The 17,970-nt window shown below is 65.8% G+C and carries 16 protein-coding genes; 2 read left to right on the forward strand and 14 right to left on the reverse strand.

The window, feature by feature from the left end; all coding sequences use genetic code 11:
* Positions 1–32 precede the first annotated feature (32 nt).
* Positions 33–1,676: an acetolactate synthase gene (locus VFW69_RS10390; protein WP_526500834.1), complete on the reverse strand. Its 1,644-nt coding sequence runs from the start codon at positions 1,674–1,676 to the stop codon at positions 33–35.
* Between the two features lie 93 nt (positions 1,677–1,769).
* Between VFW69_RS10390 and bacA the strand changes: the two genes are divergently transcribed.
* Positions 1,770–3,689: a vitamin B12 ABC transporter pemease/ATP-binding protein BacA gene (gene bacA / locus VFW69_RS10395; RefSeq protein ID WP_526500836.1), complete on the forward strand. Its 1,920-nt coding sequence runs from the start codon at positions 1,770–1,772 to the stop codon at positions 3,687–3,689.
* 6 nt (positions 3,690–3,695) lie between these two features.
* Here the strand turns inward: bacA and VFW69_RS10400 are convergent, their stop codons facing one another.
* The 3 genes from VFW69_RS10400 to VFW69_RS10410 form a co-directional block, all read right to left on the reverse strand.
* Positions 3,696–5,189 (reverse strand): FAD-binding protein, encoded by a 1,494-nt coding sequence (locus VFW69_RS10400; protein ID WP_526500838.1) that lies wholly within the window; start codon positions 5,187–5,189, stop codon positions 3,696–3,698.
* Between the two features lie 50 nt (positions 5,190–5,239).
* On the reverse strand, positions 5,240–5,740 hold the full coding sequence (locus VFW69_RS10405) for a VOC family protein (RefSeq protein ID WP_526500840.1): 501 nt from the start codon (positions 5,738–5,740) through the stop codon (positions 5,240–5,242).
* Between the two features lie 133 nt (positions 5,741–5,873).
* Positions 5,874–6,557: a TetR/AcrR family transcriptional regulator gene (locus VFW69_RS10410; protein WP_526500842.1), complete on the reverse strand. Its 684-nt coding sequence runs from the start codon at positions 6,555–6,557 to the stop codon at positions 5,874–5,876.
* 122 nt (positions 6,558–6,679) lie between these two features.
* On the opposite strand from VFW69_RS10410, the gene VFW69_RS10415 reads away from it, so the two are divergent.
* A complete protein-coding gene (locus VFW69_RS10415; protein WP_526500844.1) occupies positions 6,680–7,135 on the forward strand; it encodes a nitroreductase/quinone reductase family protein in 456 nt (151 codons plus the stop codon).
* Positions 7,136–7,141: 6 nt separating this feature from the next.
* Here the strand turns inward: VFW69_RS10415 and VFW69_RS10420 are convergent, their stop codons facing one another.
* The 10 genes from VFW69_RS10420 to VFW69_RS10465 all read right to left on the reverse strand — a co-directional run bounded on the left by VFW69_RS10420 (position 7,142) and on the right by VFW69_RS10465 (position 16,991).
* Positions 7,142–7,819 carry an Rv1815 family serine proteinase gene (locus VFW69_RS10420; RefSeq protein WP_526500846.1) on the reverse strand — a complete coding sequence of 226 codons (678 nt, stop codon included), beginning with the start codon at positions 7,817–7,819 and terminating at the stop codon, positions 7,142–7,144.
* 97 nt (positions 7,820–7,916) lie between these two features.
* A complete protein-coding gene (locus VFW69_RS10425; RefSeq protein ID WP_526500848.1) occupies positions 7,917–8,861 on the reverse strand; it encodes a sterol desaturase family protein in 945 nt (314 codons plus the stop codon).
* 40 nt (positions 8,862–8,901) lie between these two features.
* A complete protein-coding gene (locus tag VFW69_RS10430) occupies positions 8,902–9,618 on the reverse strand; it encodes an MgtC/SapB family protein (RefSeq protein WP_526500850.1) in 717 nt (238 codons plus the stop codon).
* 121 nt (positions 9,619–9,739) lie between these two features.
* Entirely contained in the window at positions 9,740–10,057 is a 318-nt protein-coding gene (locus VFW69_RS10435; RefSeq protein WP_526500852.1) for a DUF732 domain-containing protein, read from the reverse strand.
* Complete coding sequence (locus VFW69_RS10440) at positions 10,054–11,454, reverse strand: PPE family protein (protein WP_526500854.1); 1,401 nt, start codon at positions 11,452–11,454, stop codon at positions 10,054–10,056. Before VFW69_RS10440 ends, VFW69_RS10435 begins: the two co-directional genes overlap by 4 nt.
* 181 nt (positions 11,455–11,635) lie before the next feature.
* Positions 11,636–12,877 (reverse strand): PPE family protein, encoded by a 1,242-nt coding sequence (locus VFW69_RS10445; RefSeq protein WP_526500856.1) that lies wholly within the window; start codon positions 12,875–12,877, stop codon positions 11,636–11,638.
* 550 nt (positions 12,878–13,427) lie between these two features.
* Entirely contained in the window at positions 13,428–13,751 is a 324-nt protein-coding gene (locus tag VFW69_RS10450) for a DUF732 domain-containing protein (RefSeq protein ID WP_526500858.1), read from the reverse strand.
* A gap of 120 nt (positions 13,752–13,871) precedes the next feature.
* Complete coding sequence (locus tag VFW69_RS10455) at positions 13,872–14,195, reverse strand: DUF732 domain-containing protein (protein WP_526500860.1); 324 nt, start codon at positions 14,193–14,195, stop codon at positions 13,872–13,874.
* A 70-nt stretch (positions 14,196–14,265) separates the two neighbouring features.
* Positions 14,266–15,666, reverse strand: coding sequence for a PPE family protein (locus VFW69_RS10460; protein ID WP_526500862.1), 1,401 nt, complete (start codon positions 15,664–15,666; stop codon positions 14,266–14,268).
* 68 nt (positions 15,667–15,734) lie between these two features.
* A complete protein-coding gene (locus VFW69_RS10465) occupies positions 15,735–16,991 on the reverse strand; it encodes a PPE family protein (protein ID WP_526500864.1) in 1,257 nt (418 codons plus the stop codon).
* Positions 16,992–17,970 lie beyond the last annotated feature (979 nt).

Raw genomic sequence — 17,970 nt, forward strand, 5'->3', positions numbered from 1 at the left:
GGTCGCGCCGCGGGGTGCGGAGCAACGACTCGTCACGCGAGGTTGGAGCGGCGTGGATAGGCGACATCGGGATCGGTGAGCACATTGACGACGGCGGGCAGCCCGCTGGCGAAGGCGCGTTCCAGCGCGGGCCGCAACTCGCTGGGCGCGGCGACCAGTTCGCCGTGGCCGCCCAGGGCGCGCGCTACCTCGTCGTAACGCGTCCCCGGGCGCAGCTCCGCCACCACCGAATAGCCGTACAAAGCCTCCATGGGGTGTTTTTCCAGACCCCAGATTCCGTTGTTGCCGATCACGGACACGACCGGCACGTTGTGCCGAACCAGGGTGTCCCATTCCATGCCGCTGAAGCCGAACGCGCCGTCGCCCTGCAGCAGCACCACCTGGCGGTCCGGGTGGGCCAGCTTGGCGGCCAGTGCATAGCCGGGGCCAGAACCCAGGCACCCGAACGGGCCGCTGTCCAGCCAGCAACCCGGTTGATAGCTGTCGATCACACGTCCGGCGTACGACCCGAAATCACCGGCATCGATCACGACGATGGCGTCGCGATCCAGCATGGGTGCCAGTTCCGCATACACCCGCATCGGGTGCAGTGGGCTGCGGTCGTCGGCGAGTTCGGCCTTCTCCTTGGCGCGCGACGCCGTCTCGTTGGTTCGCAGTTCGCCGATCCAGTCCGCATGGTCGGTCCCCGTGGCGGGGGCCAGCGCCGCGAGAATCGTCAACAGGTCGCCGTAGAGCTCGGCCTGCACCGGCCGCGGATGGCGGCGTGCGGGTTCGACTCGGTCCGCCACGATGAGCTGGGTCTGCGCCCCGAACACCGCGCCGAAGCCGAGCCGGAAGTCCATGGGAACGCCGACGATCAGCGCAACGTCGGCCTCCCCCAACGCTTTTCCGCGAACCCGGGAGAATGCCAGCGGGTGATCGGCGGGAACGGAGCCGCGGGCCATTCCGTTCATCAGCACCGGGATCTGGAGTTCTTCGGCAAGGCGTAGCAGGGAGGCTTCGCCGCGGCCCCACCAGACGTTGGTGCCCGCCATGATCACCGGCCGCTTCGCCGCGGACAGCAGGGCGGCGGCCCGGCCCAGGTCATCGCCGTCGGGTGCGGGCCCCGGCGGCAGGTCGACGAGGGCGCCGGGCCGGCCGTCATCGTCGGACATGGAGAACACGTGGTCCATCGGGAAGTCCACGAAACCCACGCCCGACGGCGCACCAACCGCCGCGCGCAGCGCGTCGTCGACGAGCCGCCCGGCCTCGTCCGCCGACTGTGCGGTAGCGGCGAAGCGGGCCAGCGGCGCCACGAACGGCACGTGGTCGATCTCCTGCAACGAGCCCATGCCCCAGCGCTGCGCCGGCGCCCGGCCGCCCAGCACCACCAGCGGCGACTGGTTCTGCTGCGCCGCCGCCATCGCGCTCATCCCGTTGGTGATGCCCGGCCCCGCGGTCAGGGCGGCCACGCCCGGCGTCCGCGTCACTTTCGACCAGCCTTCGGCGGCGAACGTCGCGGTCTGCTCATGGCGCGTGTCGATCAGCCGGATGCCCTCGTCGCGACACCCGTCGTAGATGGAAAACAGGTGGCCGCCGGATAGCGTGAAGACGGTGTCGACACCGCTGGCCCGCAGGCGCCGCGCGACAAGTCGGCCGGCGTGCAATGTTTGTGCGGGGATGGCGTCGGTAGTCATGACCGCAGCCTAACCAGGTCCGTCGGGTACCTTCGCCGAAGGATTTGAAGTTGAGGAGTGTTTGACCACCTCGACCTTAAGGAGACGTCGACGATGGGTCCGAAACCCTTCAAGCCATCGATCAACTGGTCGGCGGCACCCATGGATTCGTTGCGGTGGGTCGCCATAGCGTGGGTGGTCAGCGCTATCTGTCTGTTCGGGGTGCTGCTCGCGTTCCGCTATCTCACGCCCTGGGGCAGGCAGTTCTGGCGGATCACCCGCGGCTACTTCGTCGGGGCACACCGCGTCCGGGTGTGGGCCATGCTCGGCGTGTTGCTGTTGTCGGTGCTGCTGTCGGTGCGGTTGGTAGTGCTGCTCAGCTACCAGGGCAACGACTTGTACACCGCGGTGCAGAAGGCGGTTCAGGGAATGGCCGCCGGTGACGACGGCGTCAAACAGTCCGGGGTACATGGCTTTTGGATGTCGCTCGCGGTCTTCAGCGTGTTGGCAACCCTCTACGTCATCCGGTTCGCGGCCGACGTTTATCTGACGCAGCGGTTCATCATCGCCTGGCGCATGTGGTTGACGGCTAACCTCACCGACGACTGGCTGGAAGGCCGGGCTTACTACCGAGATCTTTTCATCGACAACACCATCGACAACCCAGACCAGCGCATCCAGCAGGACATCGACATCTTCACCGCCAACGCCGGTGGAACCCCCAACATCCCGTCCAACGGGACGGGAAGCACGTTGCTGTTTGGGGCGGTCAATGCGGTGGCCTCGGTGATTTCCTTCGCCGCGATCCTGTGGAACCTGTCCGGGGACCTGGATCTCTTTGGCGTGGTGTTACCCCGGGCGATGTTCTGGACGGTTCTGGTCTACGTGCTGATCGCGACCGTCGTCGCGATTTGGCTTGGGCGCCCGTTGATTTGGCTTAGCTTCAACAACGAAAGGCTGAACGCCGCCTTCCGATACGCCCTGGTGAGGTTGCGGGACGCCGCGGAAGCGGTCGGCTTTTACCGCGGTGAGCGGGTCGAGCGGGCGCAGCTGTGGCGGCGCTTCACGCCGATCATCGGTAACTACCGCAATTTTGTCCGACGGACCATCATTTTCAACGGGTGGAACTGGTCGGTGTCACAGGCAATCGTCCCGCTGCCGTGGGTGATTCAGGCGCCGCGGCTGTTCGCCGGCAAGATCGATTTCGGCGATGTGGGCCAGACGGCGACGGCATTCGGCAATATTCACGACTCGCTGTCGTTCTTCCGCAACAACTATGACGCGTTCGCCTCCTTTCGGGCCGCCATCATCCGATTGCACGGGCTGGTCGACGCCAACAGCAAGGGTCGCGCGCTTCCAGCGATTCTGGTCAAGCCGAGTGAGGAGGCGACAGTTGAGCTTCGCGGGATCGAGGTGCGCACGCCGGAGGGTGACCAACTGGTCGACTCGCTGGACATTCAGCTCGACCACGGCGACACCCTCGTGATCACCGGCCGCTCCGGGGCCGGCAAGACGACGCTGCTGCGCAGCCTGGCCGAACTGTGGCCGTACGCGTCGGGAACCCTGTGCCGCCCGGACGGCGACAACGCGACCATGTTCTTGTCACAGCTGCCGTATGTGCCACTCGGCAACCTGCGGACCGTGGTCTCCTATCCGCATTCACCGGACAACATTTCCGATGAGCAGCTGCACGACGTGCTCACCAAGGTGGCGCTGGCGCCGCTGATCAACCGGCTGGACGAAGACCACGATTGGGCCAAGGTGCTCTCCCCCGGCGAGCAGCAGAGGGTTGCCTTCGCGCGTATCCTGCTCACCAAACCGAAGGCGGTCTTCCTCGACGAGGCCACCTCCGCGCTGGACGAGGGCCTGGAATTCGCGCTGTATCAATTGGTTCGGGCCGAGCTGCCGGAGTGCGTCATGGTCAGCGTGAGCCATCGGCCCACAGTCGAGCAGCACCACGAGCAGCAGCTGCACCTGCTCGGCGGCGGCCCGTGGCAACTGGGCCCGGTCGATAAGGAACCCGCGCCGGTCTAGCGGCGCCTATGCTCCCCCGGCCCGTGCGGCCGCGTGCGCTCCGGCGCGGCGCCCGAAGAACGAGCCTTCACCCAGCTGCGTTCCGCTCGCGTAGCCCTTGCCGTCCTGGGCGAGGTTGGACGCGCACGCGCCCGCGGCATACAAACCGGGCACCACGGTTCCGTCGGCACGCTGCACCTCGCCATCGAGCGTCACCGCGAGGCCGCCGATGGTGAATCCCGAATACATCGCGCGTCCGAGCGACAGGTCGAACACCGCCCAGGGGCCGTTGTCTTGTGGCGCAAGGAATTCCGGCTGCTTATGAAAATCCGGATCCTCGCCCGCGGCCGCGTGCTTGTTGTAGCGATCCAGCGTGGCGGCGAGGTTGCCCGCCGGAATGCCCAGCGCGGCTTCCATTTCCGCGATGGTCTCGTACCCGTCGAGGAAGCGGATCAGCGGCATGGCCGGCATCTCGGTGTGCGCTTCGTCGACGATCAGGTATGCCGTGTGGTCGGGCTGCTCCAGCACGAAAGCCGAAGTGCGCGAGTGGTAGGAGTCCTCGGTGACAAACCGCTGGCCCTCCTGGTTGACGATCACACCGGTCAGCAGAACCTCGGGCGGATAGGCCGCCGCGGTGATGAACAGCTCGTCCATATTTTTGGTCGCGCCGCCCGCCGAGACGCCCATCCGGATGCCGAGTCCGTCGTCGTTGGGGTTGCCCAGGATGTAGGGCGCCACGACGCCGTGATGCTTGGTGCGTCGCTCCTGGCCCAACGCGGGTGTGTGCTCGGCGACCATCTCCGGGTTCATCGCGAATCCGCCCGCTGCGATGATGACGGACTTGGCCTTGATCGCACCGGTTTCGGTGAAATGCTTCCACGCGACGCCGACCACGGCGCCGTCGTCGTCAACGACCAGGTTGGTGACCCCGGTCTCGTAGCGGATCTGCACGCCCATCGCGTCGGCGCGCTTGAGCAGCAGGTCGACAACCATGCTGGCGCCGCCCAATTCGCCGGGCACCGGCACCGAGTGTCCGCGTGGCGCCGGCTTGGCCCGCTCGCAGAAGGGCCAGACCTTTTCATTGCCCGTATAGCTCAGCCCTTCGGTGCCCGGGGGAACGACGACCTTGCCCGGGTAGTAGCTGCGCTCGAACTGAAAGCCCAAGTCTTCCAGCCAATTGAAATGCTCGACGCTGCCGTCGCAGTAGGCGCGGATCTTGTCCAGCTCGGGTTCGCGCGACACCTCGACCAGATACTTGTACATCTCCTCGACGGAATCCTCTTGACCCGTCGCCCGCTGCACCGCGGTCCCGCCACCGAGGTAAAAGTGGCCTCCGGCAAGCGAAGTGGTGCCACCCGCGGCAGCCGCGCGTTCGAGCACCAGCACCCGCGCTCCGGCGGCCGCCGCGCTGACCGCGCCGCAGCCGCCGGCGATGCCAAAGCCGATCACCACGACGTCGACGTCATCCGACCATGTGGTCACGTCATCCGGGCAAACTGTTGCCGGTATCTCCGTGCTCATTGGCGCCACTCCTCCTCATCGCTGCGCTCTGCGCCGTCGTTGGCGCGTGCTCACCGCTGCTCCTGTTTGATGTAGTCGTAAAACGCCCTCATCTCGGGCGCAACGTACGCAAACTCGACATACGGCACGCCCGCCTGCGGCGCTGATAGGTAGACGAATTGGATGCCGCCGGGCATCGCGCCTCGCTGAACGACCGCGGCGCCCCGCTCGGCGGCCTCGGTCACCGTTACCTCAAGTTGCTCGGGGCTCTCGACCTCCATGCAGATGTGGTGCAGACCCGGCCCGCGATCGGACAAAAAGTCACTATAGATGTTCTCGCCGCGAACCGGTTGGATCAGCTCCAGTTGCATGTCACCGAGGTAGCTCAGCGAGATGCTGGCAAAGAAGTCGGCGGGCTGGCCACGGTAGCTGCACGCGTCCGGAGCAAAGTGCACATCGGGTATGCGGACCCACGTTCGCACGCCTAACAGGCCGGTGAGGGCCGTTTCGGTGGCATCAAGGTCGGCGGTGACCCAGGCAATCTGCGCCGGTGATTTAACGGGAAGCGTCATCGCCTCGCAGAATAGTCCAGTGGCGGGGCCGTCTCAAAGGGCCCAAACGACTTTGCCATGGCGTGCCCGTCCGGCCGGCAAATCGCCGGGTGAACACGTTCTAATTCCGCTTACCGGCCGCCACCGCAAGCCATCAATGCTGGCTCAGGACGTCGACCAGCAGCCGGAGCTGGGCCTCGAAAACGGTTTCCGGGTCGGTCAGGGTATCTGCGCCGTATTGGCCAAACACCTCGAGGCTGATGGCACCTAGTACCCCCGCCCACAGCAAGAAGCACTTGGCCAGGACCTGGTCATCACCGGGAAACCCGAATTCGTGGCGGATCCGTTCGAAGTCGGATGACATCGGTTGCGGGGCAAGATCATTCGTCAGCCGAATATCGCCTGTGGCGATTCCGGCCGCCACCGCGTCGAACAGCACCGCGACGACCCGGGTGCCCACCGCGACCGTTCGCTCTGGGGGTGCGTGATATCCGGGAACGGGACTGCCATACAGCAGGGCCCAGCCGGCCGGGTGTGCGACGGCCCAGCCGCGGGCTGCACGCGCGATGGCGACGACATCGTCGCTCCACACGTCGCCGACCGTCTCGCGGGCGCGATCCACTGTGTCGGCCAGGTCGGAATAGGCGTCAACCAGCAGCAAGGTCAGCAATTCGTCGCGGCTGGACACGTAGCGGTATACCGCCGAGGACACCATCCCCAGGTCGCGGGCTATGGCCCGCACCGACAATCCGGCCGCACCGCGATCGAGCAGCTGGCGGCGACCGAGTTCGATGATGCGAGCCTCGATCTGCTCACGCGATTCCTGGCGTTTGCCCACGCGGTCAGTGTGACACAACCGAGAACACCGCTCTTGCTTTCCGCGGCGGGCTGTGACAGCGTGTTCAAATCAGAGAGCATCGCTCTCGAAAGTTCGACCAGGATTCGCTGAGAGGCCGCATCATGTCCACCCGATACGAAGAACCGAACCGGGCCGCCCGCGCCGCGAACGGGGTTATCCGCTGGCTCGCCGAGGCGGGGATCAGCATCGCTGGAACCCGGGCGCTGCGCGTCCGCGGCCGCAAAACCGGAAAGCAACGCGCGGTGGTGATCAACCTTCTGACCGTCGACGGCGTGGACTATCTGGTGTCCCCGCGCGGCAACACCCAGTGGGCGCGCAACGTCCGGGCCGCATCCGTCGTCGAGGTGGGTCCCCGCTGGCGCCGGCGCCCCATGCGGGCAGGCGAGATCGACGACGCGGCCAAGCCCGAGCTGCTGCGGCGTTATCTGGCCAAGTGGTATTGGCAGGTCAAGGATTACGTCGCCGGGTTGACCCCGGACAGCACCGACGAGCAATTCCGCGCCGCCGCACCCTCGATTCCGGTGTTCGCGCTGACCCCGACGGGCACTGCGGGCTGACTGCCCCTAGTGCGCGTTGTCGCGTACTCCCAGGTCTTCGCGAGCCTCCTGCGTGGTAGCTCCCCATGACACCGCGGCCGGGAAATCGCCCCACACGCTGTTGAAGATGCCGACGAGCTGTCCGGGGCCGCCGTTGGGCGCCAGGTAGACCGGTCCGCCCGAATCGCCGTTGTGGCTCTGCACACCGTGCGACATGGTGAACCAGCCGTTGTTCACGCTCTCCACCGTCCCGCAGGTTTCCCCGGTGATCACGCCGAAATGGCAGACGGGCTGCCCCGGGGCGAGCGTCAGGCCGGGGTCCGCGACCAGCGGACGACCGCCCGGCAGGATGTTGTTCGCCGTGACGCTGTTGTCCAACACGATCGCTTCGTAATCGCTGATCGTCTGGCTCGTGGACACGGTCGTTCCGCTGGGGGTGTTGTCCCGGAAGGCCGCCATCTGGCCGATGACGGTGCCGCCGCGGTCCGTCACCACTCCGCCCCCGCCCCGGCAGTGTCCCGCGGTGAACGCGATCTTCAGGGCGGGGTCGACATACCCCAGCGTGCACACGCGGTTGCCCTGGCGTATTTCCATGCCCGGGTACACGACGACGTCAGCATGGGCCGGCGCACCCGGCAGCAAGGAGGCGAGAGCTGCGACAGAAGTCAATGCGGCAAACGCGCGCCGTGCCAGACGACGATGCACCCTGAACTCCGATCCATCGGGCCGATACCGACGGGAGGCCGAGGTCACGGCGTAACCGCCCTCCCCGCTCAGCTTTTCGCGCCGCCCTGCGCAAATGTTACAGCGAGGTCACGACCGCGGTGTTGGCATCGGTGTGCCGGGCCGCTCGCGGCAACCAGCCGGGCGGGCCGAACACGTAACCCAGTTGATCACGCAGGCGCCTCGCCGATCGCCAGTCGCGGGCGATCGCAACGTATTCGCGAGTCTGCAACGTCCAGATGTTGAACGTATCCACGCGTTTCGTGAGGCCATAATGCGGACGGAACAGCTCGGCCTGGAAGGTTCCGAAGAGCCGGTCCCAGACGATGAAGATGCCGCCATAGTTTTTGTCGAGATACATCTTGTCCATCCCGTGGTGCACCCGGTGATGCGACGGCGTGTTGAACAGGAACTCGCACGGTCGCGGCAGCTTGTCGATCCGCTCGGTGTGTATCCAGAACTGGTAAATCAAGTTCAAGGAGAAACTGAAGAACACCATCCACGGTGGAATCCCCAACAGCGGCAACGGAATCCACATCAAGACCTCACCGCTGTTGTTCCACTTCTGACGCAGCGCGGTGGCGAAGTTGTAGTACTCGCTGGAGTGATGGGCTTGGTGCGTCGCCCAGATCAATCGGACCCGGTGCGCGATCCGGTGATAGGCGTAATAGAGCAAATCCACTCCGAGAATCGCGATGACCCAGGTGTACCAATGCGTCGCCGACAGGTGCCACGGCGCCAGGTACGCATAGATCGCGGCATAGCCGAGCAGCGCCAGGGTCTTCCAGCCGGCGGTGGTCGCGACCGAAACCAGTCCCATCGAGATGCTGGCCACCGAGTCGCGGGTGAAGTGGGCCCCCGACGGCGCTCGCGCCGTGTCGGCGGCCTCGGCCGTGAGGTGTTCCAGCTTTCGGGCCGCAGTCCATTCGAGGGTCAACAGCAGCAGGAAGAACGGGATGGCGAAAAGCACAGGATCGCGCATCTGCGGCGGCAGCGCGGACAGGAAGCCGGAGAGGGCACTCACACAGGTAAGACTACGACGCGCGCCGGGCGCCAGTTCGCCCTCAGCGACGATCGTCGGACTGCGCTTCGTCTCCGGCATACCACTGCACCGCGCGGACGCCCGGAAGCAGCGATAGTTCGGCCACCAACCGCTCCAGGCGGGCCGGAGCATCGCCGTTCATCAGCAGGTGAGCGGTCAGGGTGATCTCATCGCCGGCCGGGTTGCCGGTATGGATTCCGCGAAGCGTGATGTCGTTGCCGCCGGCGTGCTGAACGATCTGGGCCCGCGCGTACTTCTCGTGCTTGGTACGGCAGACCACCTGCACGAGGTAGGGCAACAGGCTCTCGTCTTCTTCGGCACTGTTGTCGCGGTCGATCAGCCGGCCGAGCGGGCGCCCCAGCAGGTGGATGCCGATGACGGTACCGGTGCCGATCAGTGCGAACACCAGGTGACCCGAAGCCGCCAGCACGCCGATAGCCGCCGAGCACCACAGGGTGGCGGCGGTGTTGAGGCCGCGGACGTTGACGCCCTCCCGCAGGATCACCCCACCGCCCAGGAAGCCGATACCGGACACGACATAGGAAGCGACCCGGGTGGGGCTGGTATCGGACGTGGCCGCCGCGTAGAGGACGAACAGCGTCGCACCTCCGGCGACCAGTGCGTTGGTGCGCAGGCCGGCCCGCCGGGCCCGCCACTGCCGTTCCAGGCCGATGAGGGCACCGCAGCCCACGCCGACCCCCAGCCGGAGCACGAAATCGAGAGCGCTCAGCGTCTCCAACGACACGCTCCTTCCCGGTTGCAAGACGGCGAAGGGAGCTAACCAAAGCCGGGTTAACTGCAAGTGGAGGCCGACCGAACCGCCGACGTCGGAGTACTCACGGCGCGCGGCGAGTCCCAGGCTAACCGGTTGTGGGCGTCAGGTGGTGGGGGCAGTAGGCGCTCGATGCGAGCGCCGCGAATTTGGCCGCGCCGTCCATCGTCATGCCGGGGTTTTGATCCTTGATGTCACTGACAACCTGCAAACCCGTTTCGCCCCTGCCCATCAACCCGCATACGGCTTTAGCGGACGTGATGGCTTGACTGGAGCTGCTGTAGATGATGCCGGAATTGCTGAGGTTGGCCAGGAACGCCGCATCGTCGCCCTCCGGCTCGGCGTGCGCGAGGGCCGCGATACTGGTCACGCCGAAAGCGCCGAGCAGCGCAAGTAGAAGTCTCATACTGGCCCCGCCTTTCCGAGCTGGGCGTCGGGCAAGGTCACCTTGGGCCTGTCTCCGCTGGACACGTGCACCGCATGGATGCCGGGCTTTTTGGACAATTGGTCGAGCAGAGCGTCGAGTCCGGCCTTGTCGACATTCCAGTGCTGCACGGCTTCCGGCTGCTTTTGCAGCTTCGCGATGACGTCGTCGAGTTTGACGGGCTCGGCAATCTTCGTCGCACCGCCGGCGCGGACCCGTACATCCCTTCCGCTCACGACTTGCGGCGCGACAGCGCCGAGGGCGCCTCCGGTCAGACTTCCCAGCGCCATCTGACCGAGCAGGCTTCCCGGGATCCCGGCCGCGGGGCTCGCGGCCAGACTGGCGGTCGGCAGGCTGCTGGCCAACCTGATTGCCGGGGTCGCCGACGCCCAGGTCGGCGGCACCGAAAGCTTGCCCACCACATTCGCCTCGCCGATGGCCGCCGATACCGCGCTGGTCAGGCCCGCGCCGGCCGAACGCAAGCCGAGCCCGGCGCCCAGCGCGGACTTCGGGATATCCATGCCCTCGACCGGGAGTTTGTAGAACATCTTGAACTCGGTCATGGCGAGGTTGATCGGGCTCATGCTGTCATTGGCGACCGTGCTGAACCGGCCGATGTCGGCGAGGATCCCGAAGGTGTTCTGCCACGTCGTCCCGGCCAACGGGGACCCCGTGAGCGTGTTGAGCACTCCGTCCCAGAATTCCATGTAACCGCGGGAAGCGTTGCCGAGGGCCTCGAGCAGCTGGCTGATGATGCCGGCCGGTGCGGCCGCGGCGTCCGCGGCCCCACCGGTACCGCTCGCCAGAGCGCCGGCCTGGCCCAGCGCGGCCGACTGGGCCGCGATTCCGGTCGCATTGGTGGTCTGGGGCGGCTCGGTGAATGGGGCCAGTCGCGTGGCGGCCGCAGACGCGCTGGCGTAGCCGAACATCGCGGCAGCGTCCTGCGCCCACATTTCGCCGTATTCGGCCTCGGTGGCGGCGATCGCGGCGGTGTTCTGCCCGAAAACGTTGGTTGCCAACAGCATCGCCAGCCGCATGCGATTGGTTGCGATCTCGGTCGGCGGCACCACCGCCGCGAAGGCGCTCTCATAGGCGCCCGCGGCCGCCGTGGCTTGCACGCCGGCGTTCTTGGCCTGCGCCGAGGTCGCCGACATCCATGCCACGTAGGGCACGGCCGCGGCGGCCATGGCGACTGCCGACGGGCCGGCCCACGCCTCGTTGGCCAGGCCCTCGATGATCGAACTGTAGGACGACGCCGTGGACTGCAATTCGGCCGCCAACGCGTCCCACGCGGCGGCGGCCGTCAGCATCGGTCCCGCCCCCGGACCCATGTACATCTGGCCGGAGATGATTTCGGGTGGCTGGAGCGCGAAGTTCATTACCGGGCCCTCCCAGCGCTGGCCGCCCCGGTGACTGCCGGGAAGGAACGGGCACTGCTCGCCAGAGCGCTGGCAAACACCCCGCGAATCGGCGGCGTTTGCGGCTGTGCCGTCATACTAGGCATGGGTTGTCCGGTCCGCTGGATCAATGCCGGTTGAGGGGTCATCTTCCAAGGCCCCATCAATCCGCCGGAACCACGATGATCGTGGCCGTGGTGGCAACGCCATCGGCCGCCGCTGCAGCGACGCCGGTAGTGCCATTGCTCACGGTGCGCACACCAGCGCCTGCCAACACACGTCCGGCCAGACTCGCCGTGGCCATCTCGCCGAACATGGCCCCTTGCGATGTGGCAGGAATCGCCGGGACAGCCCCCAAACGCGCGCCGGGCAGTACCGAGGCGACTGTCTTCATCACGGGTGCGGCTGTGGCCCAGCCTTGCGGGACCGACAGCGATCCGACCAGGGTCGCGCGGCCCATCGATCCCGCCACGCCTTCTATCTCTGGTGTCACCGCGGAGATGTAGCCACCCCGCAGCGGCGCCAGCGGCGACAGCCCTCCGGCGATGGCTTTCCCGCCGCCGAGCAGTTCGGCGACACCCGGCGCGTTCTGGGCCAGACCCAAGGCCTGCAGGGATAGCAGCCACCAGCCGCCGGGCAGGATGATCGCCCCAATGGGGCTGTAAGCGCCGGTGATGGCGGCGAAAAAAGGCCTGAGGGCGGCCGTGATGGGGTAAAGGGCTTCGATGATTGATGCCGCCGGCGTCGCCGCCGCCGAAGGGGTCGTCGCAAGGCCTTGCAGCATCGTGGGCGTCACGTTGATCAGCGCCGAGAGCTGGGATGGAATGTCCGACGCGGCACTTTGCGCCACCGCTGCGGATTGTCTTGCCACCGCGGACGAATCGGTGGTCTGCGGCGGCTCGGTGAAGGGCGCCAGCTGAGTGGCCGCTGCCGACGAGGCAGCGTAGGCATACATCGCTGCGGCATCCTGGGCCCACATTTCGGCATACTCTGCTTCGGCAGCCGCGATGGCCGCGGTGTTCTGGCCAAGGATGTTTGTGGCGATCAGCGTCATCAACAGGCTGCGGTTGGCGGCGATCACCGGCGGGGGCACAGTCGCTGCGAACGCGGTCTCGTAGGCTGCGGCAGCGAGTCGGGCCTGCATCGCCACCTGCTCTGCCTGTGCAGCCGTCTCGGCCGCCCACGCCACGTACGGGGCAACCGCGGCACTCATCGACGTCGCTGCCGGTCCTAACCAGGACCCAACGGTCATGCCCGAGATCGTCGAGCTGTAGGCCGCCGCGTAGGAATACAGGTCGGCTCCCAGCGCGTCCCATGCCGCTGCGGCGGCCAGCAAGGGCCCCGATCCGGCGCCCACGTACATCCGTCCCGAATTGACCTCTGGTGGCAGCCCCCCGAAGTCCACCCGTTGCCTCCCGTCCTCCTCTGTGCAACGGTAGGGGGGAATATGCGAACAGCTCGCAAATGAGCTGCGACTCAAATGGAATTCATGAGATCGGCTGGCGGACATATATATTTTGCATGTGTTTCCCTGACAGCGCTCCTCACCGGTCCTTCGGCTGAAAACTTCTCTGGATCGGTATTTGACCGACACAGGCGCGGCGTCGTATTGCGAACTCCCTGGTCAGGCCGTTCTTGGGGAGGGGAGGGTTAGCGCGCCGGGCCGGCTGCCCCTAGCTGCGCGAAAGTTATTGTGGGCCAGACTATTTAGCGATGAAGTCATTATTCCAATCCCCTTTAAGGTTTTCGCTCTGGTGGCCAGTAAGTCATCGGCAGCGTGTGACGGCGACCGGCCGGCGATATGCGGTCGCATTGTTGCTTTGTGCAGCCCACTGCGCCTACACCGGGCAGCGCAGCCGACAACTGATTCCTGCGACGCGAATTTGGGTTGTATGCACCGACTCTGGGGTGACACGCGCCCCGCTCGAAGACACCATCGCCGCGTGGCCCAGCGGCTATCTTCGGTTAAGTTGCTGCGGGCAATAGTATTTCGTCGCGATCGCCAAGAATGACGTCGCGTGATCGTTGGTGAGCCCGGGATTTTCGCTCTTCAGTTCGTCAACCATTTGCGGGCCGAACACACCGTTGCCTAGGGACACGCACACCGCTTTGGCGAACTTGATCGCCCCCTCGGGGGTCGAGTAGGTGATGCCCGCACTCCGCAGCGAGGCAAGGAAACGGGCCTCGTCGCCGCCGGGTGGCAAAGGGTCGGCATGCGCGAGCGGAGCTATGCCGATCGTGGCCGAAATGACGGCGCTGAGCGCCAGCACCAGTCTCATGGTTAGTGACTGTCCCATGTTGCGGTGTTGTTCGCAGCGGCGGGCGGGGTTCCGCAGTTCTGTTCAGCGGCAGAGCATTCGAGCTCAGGCAAGCACACGATCACCACCCGCACGCCGCGGTCACGCCTTGGAGAGCTGCTGAGGACAGTAGTACTTCGCGGAAAGCACAGCGAAGTTCGACGCCATCTCCATATCCATCCCGGGATTGTGGGCCTTCACGTCGTGCACCAACTCCAGGCCCGATTCCCCGTTGTTCAGGCAGGAGCACACCGCCCTGCCGGCGGCTACGGCCGAACCCGGGCTGTTGAAGCTGAAGCCGGCTTGGTGTAGCGCGGCGACGAAGCCTCCGTCGTCGCCGTCCGGCGCAGGCGGAGGATCCGCGTATGCCGGGGCGGCAAGGCCGATCATCGTCAGCACACCAAGTAGCGCCAGTAGTCTTTTCATTTTGCCCACCCTTTCCGTTGCGAGCCGGTTTTCGTATTTAGTACATGGCTAGGCTGATTTGGTTTGTCCCTCAACCTAACTGGGCATCGGCCGGGATGACTTTCGACTTGTCGCCCTTCTTCAGGTGCACCGCGTGGATGCCGGGCTTCTTGGCCAGCTGCTCGAGAAGGGCGTCGAGATTTTCTTGATCGACGTTGTGGTGCTGCACCGTTTCGGGTTTCTCCGAGATCTGTGCGACTAGGCGTTTCAGCTGTTCCGGCGATTGCTTGTCTTTAAGGTCCTTGATCGGAGTCATCCGGTTACGCACACCCGCACGCGCCACGGTGGGCCCACCGGAGCCCACTGCGCTGCCCAGCATCCCGGCCAGCCCCATCGAACTGAACAGACTCCCCTGGCCCAGCGCGGCCGCGGGCACGGCCTCGGACCCGGCGGCCGACAGCGCGGCGGCGACTGTCCTGATGGCCGGGGTGGACGTGGCCCAGCTCGGCGGGATCGACAGCTTGCCGACCAGGGTGCCGGCATTGCCCATGCCGGCGGTCGGGCTGATCGAGCTGTACAAGGTGCCGCGGCCAAAACCCAGCGCACCCAGCCCGGCGCCCAGCGCATCCTTCGGCAGCGCCCCGTACCCGACGGGCGGGGCGAACTTGAGCCACTGTGACAACGGGAAGTTGATCAGCAAACCGATGTCGTTGAACTGTGTGGTCAGACCCAGCGGCACCTTTACGGCGTTGTACATGGCCGTGTAGAAGCTGGCCCCGCCCGGGACGGTGTTGAACAGATCCGTCATGAACGTCTGGTAGAGATAGGCCAGGTTCGCTGGGAGGGAGAACGGCCCGCTGTAGGGCAAGGTGGTCGCCGCCGACGTCGCGGCGTTGGCGACATTGGCGGCCGGGATGCTCGCCGCCGAACTCACCGCGGCGGCTTGCATCGGCTCGGCGGCCTCATTGGTGGTCTGGGGCGCAGGGCTGAATTCCGTCAGATTGTTGGATGCGGTCGCCGACGAGGCGAAGTACGTGTCCATCGCCGTGGCATCCTGAGCCCAAAATTCGCTGTATTGGGTCTCATTCGCGGCGATCGCCGAAGTGTTCTGCCCGAACAGGTTTGTCGCCACCAGCTGCGCGAGCAGGGCCCGGTTCTCCGCGATCACCGCGGGCGGCACGTGCGCGGCGAATGCCGTCTCGTAGGCGGTGGCCGCCTCGGTGGCCTGGGTCGCGGATTGTGCGGCCTGCGCGGCGGTTTGCTGCATCCAGGCCACGTAGGGCGCGGCGGCGCTCGCCATGGCGAGCGAAGACGGACCAACCCAGGGCCCGGCCGTCAGGCTCGAGAGCACCGACGAGTACGACGTTGCGGTGGACTGCAATTCGGTGGCCAGGTTCTGCCAGGCCGCTGCGGCCGCAACCAACGACCCCGCCCCCGGACCGCTGTACATCCGGCCCGAATTGAACTCCGGCGGAAAGGCTCCGTAAAACATGGCTCGTACCTCCTACCTGGCTGCCTGGATCGACAGCGCTTGGCTGCCATACGGGTTGGTCATCGCGGTCACTCCTCGATGCACGGGATCACGATGATGGTGGCCGCGGCCGGATCAGCCTCGGCGGCAACGCCACCCAGCGAACCAGCCATCGACGCGGCGCCGCCGACCGGTCGGGTTGCGGCGGCCGCGACGGCGCGTCCGGCCAGGCTGGATAAGGCCATCTGGTTGAAGACACCCTCCTCACCGGCCATCGCGGCGGGCACCGCTGCCATGTTGGCCGGCAGCCCCTGGGCGACTGTTCGGATCGCCGGGGCGGCTTCCGCCCAGCCCTGCGGCACCGACATGCTGCCCACCAGAGCGGCTTTGCCCATCGACCCCGTCGCCTGCCCCGCCCCGACGGCGGAGCTGAGCATCGGCTTGACGGCGTTGGCGCCACTGGTCAGCGGCGCCAACGCCCCGGAAATGGCTTTCGGCCCAGCCAGATAGGCGGCCGCGCCCTGACCGTTTTGTCCCCAGGCATACGCCTGGCCGAACGACAGGAACGGACCGCCTGGAATGGTGCTCCATGACTGGGGCGAGAAGGGCCCGGTGACCACCGACCAGAATTCGTTCCAGTTGGTGATGAAACTCGGCACCGTAAGTCCGCTGCCCGATGACGGATCAGCCGCTGTTGTCGCGGCTTGTACCGCCGGCTGCATCCCGGTGCTCAGCTGGGACACCTGAGCAGCGGTGTTTGAGCTTGATTGCCCAGTGCTTTGACTTACCGCGGCGGCTTGCGTCGGACCGGCCGAGTCGTTGGTAGTGCGCGGTGGCTCGGCAAACTGCGCCAGCCGAGAGGCACTCGCCGACGACGCGGTGTATGCGTACATTGCGACGGCATCCTGCGCCCACATCTCCATGTAGTGGGCTTCGGTGGCGGCGATCGCCGGAGTGTTCTGGCCGAGGATGTTGGTGGCGACCAAAGTCGCGAGCAGCGAGCGGTTGGCGGCGATCACCGGCGGCGGAACTGTCGCCGCGAACGCGGCCTCGTAGGCGCCGGCCGCGAGTTTGGCCTGGGCGCTCGTCTGCTCTGCTTGCGCGCCGGTGGCGTGGATCCACGCCACGTACGGTGCTGCCGCGGCCGCCATTGCGATGGATGAGGGGCCGGTCCACGGGCCCGTTGCGAGAGTTTCGATTGTCGAGCTGTAGGACGCCCCGGTGCTTTGCAGTTCCGCGGCCAATTCGTCCCACGCCGCCGCAGCGGCCAGCAGCGGCCCCGATCCCGCCCCGACGTACATCCGCCCCGAGTTGTATTCCGGCGGATAAGCCCCGAAATCCAACATCTAAAACCTCCGGTCCCTCTTCTGGCGGCCATGGTCGGCGCCGCTTCGCGACCCCGACATCGACAAAGTCGCGGAATTCATCGAATTCGCTACCGGATACATGCGCAGATTCCATGTGCTGCAGACAACAAAGCCATACCGCTCCTAGCTCTGGACCTGCGCCTAAATGGCGTGCGAACGACTAGTCAAGCAACGCTGCTATGCACTGACGATGGTGCCCATCCCTTATTTCGGTGGGCGGCCCGGTCAGGTAAATCTTTGTAACAAATAGATATCGCCGGCTTTGAGAGGCTGTGAGAGATCCGCGTCGTCACCACCGGATTAGTGGCCCAAATCACTTACGTCAGGCGTTAGTGGGCAGCATCCAGCCACAGTTCAAAGCAAATTAGAATTTAATCTGTAAGCGCACTAAATAACAATCTGTGGATCGGTGTCGTCGCCAATCGCATAGACCGAAAGCCGTATTTATCGTATCCCGTCGCGAATGTGACAACCTCCTGCATCAATATTTGTTGGTTGCGGGCCCCGAAATAGTCGGATCGGCATTTATGGTACCGGCGCCACTGGAAATCCGGCGCCGAAGTTCATTCGGTGCCTTCGGTCATTCTCCGGAATTCAGCTAAACCAATTCGGACCGACTGCGCCGTCGGCACTTGTTACTTTGCTATTCGTGGGCCGGACCTCCTGCCGATGCATGGGCTCGCCCGCGGGACGACCTGAGGCCGCGACCCAGCACCGCTGCAGAACTCCCGCGCGCCACCGCCCCACAAGCCTTCGGCCACAGGCGCATCAGACACGAGGGCCTGGTGCCCCGCCTCCTGCCAGGCGGCGTCCACGAAAACACGACACCGTGGGGATCCACGTCGCCGAACCGGGTCGTTGATCGTCAAACCGTTCTCCTCGAGTTCACCTATACGAAGTAGACGCGGCAAGTCTGCTGTGGCACTGATTAGCTACTGACAATTTCCTGTGGGGCCAT

The sequence above is a fragment of the Mycobacterium sp. genome, assembly GCF_036273375.1.
Classification (GTDB): Bacteria; Actinomycetota; Actinomycetes; order Mycobacteriales; family Mycobacteriaceae; genus Mycobacterium.